Origin of the sequence: Moorena bouillonii PNG (assembly GCF_001942495.1) — a bacterium.
GTDB lineage: Bacteria > Cyanobacteriota > Cyanobacteriia > Cyanobacteriales > Coleofasciculaceae > Moorena > Moorena bouillonii.
Genome location: NZ_MKZS01000001.1, coordinates 646,479 through 653,709, shown reverse-complemented (window position 1 = coordinate 653,709; position 7,231 = coordinate 646,479). Strand labels below are relative to the sequence as shown.

Here is a 7,231-nt window from a genome sequence, read left to right as displayed (position 1 = left end):
GTGTTGGCAAGAAGCCCGCGTTGTCCCGTTAGGGCAACGTCGGGAGTACGTCACAACTAGCAACTTAGGTTAGTAGTAGGGATGGCTATAAATCCATAGATTTTCCAGAAACCAACATCGAGCGTGAATTTCTCAATTTCTATTACTCAATTGGTTCTCGAGTGGTGACAAAGGACTAATAACAACTGAAAGCGGTGCGACCTAGCGCTTTGAAAAAGGGCTAGGGAAGGCTCACCAAGAGCATGACTTACGAATTTGAGTCGAACTTGGTATTATTACTGGACTAGTGTTCTCGAAGGACAGAGGCTTCATCCCCACCCTTTTGTTAAAGGAGTGGTAAAGCCACTGATCCGGGCGTTGTGATCAAAGATGGGGTGCGACTCCGCGCTTTTTAAAAGCTAAGGGTGAAGGCCCACCAACAGAGTGGCTTGCTGAAAAGGTGATCGGGTGATCGGGTGATCGGGTGATCGGGTGATCAGGTGATCGGGTGATCAGGTGATTGGGTGATCGGGTGATTGGGTGATGGGAAGAAAGTACTACCCATGAATGCAAGTTGGTATGAGTAAAGGTTAAATGAAAAAACAGAAGGAAAATCCGATCTTCCGTTGTTCCGTTTGCCTGATCCCAATCCCCAACCCTGTATTGTCACAAGGCTTTCTTTAGTATCTTCATAGTTCGGTGCTATGGAAAGAAGCTCAGCCTCCATCAAATAGCTGCGGTGGGACCCCGCGCTTTTTCAAAGTTAAGGGTGAATGCGCACCAACAGAGCTAAGGGTGAAGGCTCACTAAGACAGGGAAGGCTAACTTCTCAATTGGACACAATCTTTACACACTCTTTACAGAATTTTGAGATGATCCAGTGCAACTAGCCGTTACTAATGGTAAAACCCAAATAGTGATGAACACACATCAATAAATTATATATAGCATCTGTCAAAAGAGGTATATTTTTTAGTGTTCTGTGTTTATCCAAAATTTGTAAAGGACTAGGCTTACAGCAGGATTGTTCATGAGACTTTTGCTGGTAGAGGATGACAATGCTCTAGCTCTAACCTTGAGTAAAGTGTTGAGAGAGCAGAATTATATTGTAAATATTGCTGGAGATGGGGAAGAGGGTTGGGAGTATGCTCAAGCCTTTACCTATGACCTGATTGTGCTGGAAGTGGATTTACCCAAGCTCGATGGTATCAGCTTGTGTAAGCGACTACGGCAGGCAAGCTATGATAGAGGGATTTTGCTGTTGCTTTCTCAATCAGCTATTGCTGAGCAAGTCAAGCTTAATGCTGAAGCTGATGATTATATTGTTAAACCCTTTACAGCCAAGGATCTGTTGACTCGGATTAGGACATTACTGCGTCACCACAGTGTTTCTGGATTAAGGCTACTGGAATGGGGTGATGTTTGCCTAGACCCGAGTACCTGTGAAGTAACTTATAAAGGGCAACTGCTCCATCTATCACCAAAGGAATACGGTCTTCTAGAACTATTCCTGAGCCATCCGCGCCGAGTATTTAGTCAGAGTATCATTCTCGAACATCTGTGGTCATTTGAAGACCCTCCTTCACCAGAAACAGTTAGGGCACATGTTAAGGGGTTAAGGCGCAAGCTCAAGAGTGTTGAAGCTGATGATGTGATTGAAACTGTCTATGGTATGGGCTATCGCCTCAAGAGCTTACCGAGGAGCAAGATAAAGAAACTCAAACCAACCCCAACAAGGTTCAATCAGCCTTGGGAACGTTCTAAAGGAACCATGTGGCGTCAGTTTGCCACTGTAGAACAGGCGGTTAATGCTCTCGAAGCCGGACATCTTACTGAGGAGCTGCGAAAACAAGCCCAGCAGCAAGTCCACAAGCTGGTGAGAGCTTTAGATAAGTTTGGCTTAGTGGAAGGATCACGGCTAGCCCAAACTATTGAGTACTGGCTACAGGAAGTCAGTATAACCAAGACCAGGAACTCCGGTAAACGGAGATATCGGTCAAGACGCAGGAACTATGACAACCAAATAGAATTACCTAGTCCTCAATTACAGCAACTACGCTCCCCAACTAATATTCAAAATCTGGCATCTTTGCTAGCACTTCTATCTGAAGAACTCCAGCAACCTCCATCAGCATGCTCTGGTGATGTCAGTAGTGAGTTGGAAGATAATTCAACCATTACTGTCTTAAAAGAGCCTGAACTAACCGAATATAATAGATCACAACCCCTGGCACCGGACCAATTACCAAAAAAGCTTCCATTGATTTTAGTTATCGATGGAGACGTGCAACTGACACAACAGTTGGAAAGAGAAGCAGTGAATTGGGATATGCAAGTAAAAGTTGTCCTAGATCCCAGGCAAGCCAGAATTGTCATGGATCAAGAAATACCTGATGTTGTGCTACTGGACTTGATGTTTCCCAATTATCGAGAGGACGGAATCGCACTCCTCAAATATTTCCAGAACCAATACCCTCAAATCCCAGTAATCGTTTCTACACAGCAAAATCGGTTTAGCGATCGCGTTGAGGTTGCTCGTCAGGGAGGACGGGCGTTTTTATCCAAACCCGTTACCCCAATACAGTTACTAGAAACCGTTGAAGATGTTTTAAATCAAGACAGACCTTCCACCGCCAAAGTGCTGGCAGTAGACGATGATCCCCTAGTGCTGGAAAGTATACGACACTTCCTACAACCTTTAGGAGTGCAGATTATTACCTTAGAAGAACCTGATCAATTTTGGGAACAGCTCGAAGCGACAGCACCTGATCTACTGATCTTGGATTTAGACATGCCCCAATTCAATGGGATTGAACTGTGCCAAGTTGTGCGCAATGATCGCATCTGGCATGGATTACCTATCCTATTGCTTTGTGAACACCAAGACTCTGAAACAATTCACCGCATTTATCAAGCTGGAGCTGATGACTATATCTTTAAACCGATAACGAAATCCGAGTTAGTCACCCGTGTTTTCCATCGTCTAGAGCGTACCAAACTGCTCCGTAGTTTAGGAGAAACTGACCAATTAACTGGTGTGGCTAATCGTCGTCAATCTACCATAGAATTCAACCGATTACTGCACTTATCCCAACGCTACCATCAACCTCTTTGCTATGCCTTATTGGATTTAAACAACTTAAAGCAGGTGAATGAGCAATATGGTCATGTGATGGGAGATAGAATTCTGAAGCGGTTAGGACAAATCTTGCGGCAAAAGTTTCGCAGTCACGATATAGTGGCCCGCTGGGGAGGTAAGGAGTTTTTCATCGGGATGTATGGTCTCAATCGACAGGCTGGGGTCAGAAGGCTCCAAGAAATTTTGGAGACTGTTAGTGAAGAATTTCATGACTGTGAGCTAGTGCAGGTAACATTTAGTGCTGGGGTGGCAGAGTACCCTGGGGATGGCACAGACATCGAAAGCCTTTATCGAGCCGCTGATGAGGCTATTGAGCGAGCCCAAGCCACTGGTCAAGATTGTGTATTCCCAGCTCAATCCCTAGCTGGAAACTTCACTCAGTAGTACTTTTTCATGAGTAAAGCGTTCTCTGCCTTAAACCAACCTGATGCGTGATCTATTAAACCCAATTGTTACCAGGTAGGAGGTGAAAAATGGAACCGATACATTCACATTTTATTCACAACTTACTCGACTATTTCACAATTGGGGATAATATAAAGATAGTTTAAAGATTATCGATTCAAAGATATTGATCTTTCATTTGGAGTTAGGCTCAAAAGTATAAAGCTTGAGAGTAGCCATCAAGCATAGGTCATTTTTAAGACCTCATTAGGGTGTAAAGCTTATTTAGTCGAATCCGAAAATAGTTCTCAAGAGCGAAAGTGCCGACTTTCCGTTGACCGTAGGTCACGCTACGCGAACGGAATCGACGTTTATTGAGCTAACTCGCAAACCTTTGACCGTAGGTCACGCTACGCGAACGTTGCTTTGTTTCTAATCCGAATATTGGATGGTGAGTCAGGGAATGGTGGTTTTGTGTTGCGGCTCCACGCTTTGAAAAAGCTTAGCGTGAAAGCTCACCAAGAGATTGATTGTTGTGGGCTGTCTGAATGGGGCATCTAATCTAATCTCAAAAAAATAGGTTGCAACCCATAGAGTTTGTAGAGCTTACCCTGAATGGATTCTCGTACAAATATGCCCTTAAGGTAAGCCATTCTCGCCCTCGAGCGCGGTGGTCGTTGCTCTTTAGGAGCCGCCTTTGGCTAGACTAGCCTTTGCCATTAAGTATAGCCCTTCGATGAAGGGTAAAGTAGGTTGTTGATCCAGAGCCTATTGGCGAGCGCGTCAGTTGAAAGATTTTGATCCAACCCTAGTAAGCAATTACTGATCAGAGTCTCACTAAAAAATTAAGCCTGACTAATAGGGTATAAAACAGGGTATAGAACCGTTTATAGCCTATGAATTTGCTTTTCCCCTCGCTTGTTAAATATAAAATTTCTTGGAAAATTTATCTGCCCATAGCAATAATTTTGGTATTCCAGATCTTAAGGTAGAAGCGTTCTAGGAAACTTTTTTACCAGCCTTAACATCGCTAGTGCATAATCAATCGATGGGTCAGACCCCTCATGATTATATCGGTCTGACCTTTCGGAAACTGCTACCAATTATTGTTTCTCTCAATATGGTTAATCAATTGATATGGGATTTAATTTCAAATTAACAAGCCACTCAGCTCATAGGACGTTGACGTTGACTTTGAAAAACTATTTTCAGGTGTTTTTTTAACAAATCTTAATATATTATAAATTAGTAATTTCCGCTAACCCTTTAGTATGAAGCAAATTAACAATTATGTCTGTTACAGGCCATTTAACCGATATTTCCCTACCAGAAGTGTTTCAGTTTATCGCCCAGGGACAAAAAACTGGTTTGCTAAGGTTGCTTCCCTTGCCAAGAAACCAAGTAACCCCTAGGAGAACTCATTATATTTGGGTGTAAGTAGTCGGACATAATTAAACTTCGCTGTGTTAATAAATGTAAAATAAAGGCTAATTTTTATACCACAAGCGTTTTGGCAATCTTTACAAAACTTTATACAGACCCAAAAACTTTTGTCCGACTACTTATCAGGGTCACCTGGTGGCAGCTGCAGATCGGTTAGACAATCAAGGTTTGGTATCGCTGATTGTTAAACACTGCGGGGTTAGCGAACGGGTAATTGCTAAGTTAGCTCAGCTGTGTGCCATAGATAAACCTCTGGGTTTATGTCTTAAAACTCAGGGTGCTTTACAGGGTGACCAATTAAAACAGCTATTTCGAATGCAAATTCTACAGCATGTTTGTGCTTTGTTTCAGCTCCGAGATGGTCAGTTTAAATTTGAACAGAATGTACCCATACCAACACGAGAAATGACGGGTTTGAGTATGCCAACAAAAATAGCTATGTTGAAGGGATTGCGATCGCTCCGCAACTGGGAAGCTCTGGCAGATAAATTACCTGACCCGAATGGCGGTTTGGTCAGTATCAACGGTGGTCAACCTAAATACAGTTTGGACTCTATAGAGTGGCAAGTTTGGGAGTACACCAATGGCAATGTTTCTCTCAAGAGAATTGCAAGGCAACTGAGAGTACCAGTAGAAAAAGTGCAACAAGTTGCTTTTAGACTAATCACAACCGGTTTAGTAGAAGAAGTGCCCTTATTGGTTAGCAACTTATGTGACCTATCTACATTGAACTGACGGTCAAGTGTCGTCTTATGATCCCTTTTTAAACGGGATCAAAACTTCCTTAAAGGTACTACTTAAAGGTACTACTTAAAGGTACTCTTAATTATGGAGGTCAACACAACTGTATTCCCTCAGAGCGCGTTTTAGAGTTGGTAAAATTTTCAGAATTGCTCGCGCTTTAGTTGATTGCTCAGTTGATATCACCGTTAATCCAAAGCTGGAATTATTAATCAAACTAGTCTAGAAGACTGCAATATAAAACTAGTCTTGAATACTAAAATCATTTCTTTGGAACTTATCTCGATAATAAATGATTTCAGACGTAGAGGAAGAGTTCTATTTAAACTCAACAGCTCCTGCTTTTTGAGGTATGTTTCCAAGTATTGAAAACAACTATTCTAATAATCTAGCCTCAATCCAGGATTGAATTTATCTAATTCCAACTTAGCTCTTTGTCGAAATGGTCAAACCCATACTATTATAGTACAACATCTTTGCTCCGATCAAAAAAACAACCTTTGTCTGGGATTTATGAGGGGCTGAGTGATCAAAGGTTGTTTCCCTACCTGGAAAGCCCGGAGCGATGGCTAACCTACCTCTTATCCTTGTCCTAAGAACTCTCGGCTTTAGTCAACAAAAGCCAACGCCCAAGGTGACACGTGGGGCTGATCGCGGTTGAGCTAAAACTTGGATTTTGCCGCACAAACCATCTAACACTATATAATTTATTGTCACTCATAGTTGACACTCTCAAGGTGCTCTCTTGGTTTTAATTACCCGACATGTCCCTTAATGGTTACCTAAGCGACTTATACTTGCCAGAACTTTTTCAGTTTTTAGAGAAAGGAAAGAAAACTGGTTGGCTGAGAATTACTGCCTTACCCAGAGTTTCTGGATACCGGCGACCAGTTCATCACATTTGGGTGTATCAGGGTCGGATTGTGGCAGCAGCTAATCGATTAGACCATCAGGGTTTAATTGTCCTGATTGCTCAACATCAGTGGGTTAAACACAGTATAGTCAATAAACTCGCTCAGTCATGTACTCCCAATCAGCCACTGGGTTTATACCTCCAAAGTCAAGGTATTTTACAAACTGCACAACTAAAATGGTTGTTTCAGATTCAAATACAACGGCAAGTGTGTCCTTTGTTTGAACTCAAAGATGGTCGATTTAAATTCGAGCAGAACGTGCCGATCCCAACCCTGGAAATGACCGGTTTAAGTATACCAGCAACAGAAGCAACATTGATCGGGTTAAGGGAACTGCAGCACTGGGAGGCTTTGGCTGAGCAATTGCCTGACCCTGATTGGGGTTTAGTCAGTACCATCTGCGATCCACCCCAATCCCATTATCGACTCAACGTTTTAGAATGCAAAGTGTGGAATTATACAACAGGCAAAGTTTCTCTCAAAGCGATCGCAAAGCAGCTGAAACTACCAGTAGAACAAGTACAGCAGATTGCGTTTAGGCTAATCACAGTGGGTCTTGCACAAGCAAGACCTTTGTTGAACAAAATGTTGAGCGCAGTCCCCACCTAGAATCTTTGATGCGCGGTGGGGT

Annotated in this window: 4 protein-coding genes; all 4 read left to right on the top strand. The window is 42.7% G+C overall.

Annotated elements, in window-relative coordinates:
* Positions 1–1,009 precede the first annotated feature (1,009 nt).
* The 4 genes from BJP37_RS02720 (at position 1,010) to BJP37_RS02705 (ending at position 7,209) form a co-directional block, all read left to right on the top strand.
* Complete coding sequence (locus tag BJP37_RS02720; protein ID WP_075896278.1) at positions 1,010–3,502, top strand: response regulator; 2,493 nt, start codon at positions 1,010–1,012, stop codon at positions 3,500–3,502.
* 1,290 nt (positions 3,503–4,792) lie between these two features.
* Positions 4,793–4,939: a DUF4388 domain-containing protein gene (locus BJP37_RS35445; RefSeq protein WP_229415171.1), complete on the top strand. Its 147-nt coding sequence runs from the start codon at positions 4,793–4,795 to the stop codon at positions 4,937–4,939.
* A 141-nt stretch (positions 4,940–5,080) separates the two neighbouring features.
* The gene (locus tag BJP37_RS02710) at positions 5,081–5,680 is read left to right on the top strand and encodes a DUF4388 domain-containing protein (RefSeq protein WP_229415170.1); all 600 of its coding nucleotides are present in this window, start codon (positions 5,081–5,083) and stop codon (positions 5,678–5,680) included.
* Positions 5,681–6,450: 770 nt separating this feature from the next.
* The gene (locus BJP37_RS02705; protein ID WP_075896276.1) at positions 6,451–7,209 is read left to right on the top strand and encodes a DUF4388 domain-containing protein; all 759 of its coding nucleotides are present in this window, start codon (positions 6,451–6,453) and stop codon (positions 7,207–7,209) included.
* Positions 7,210–7,231 lie beyond the last annotated feature (22 nt).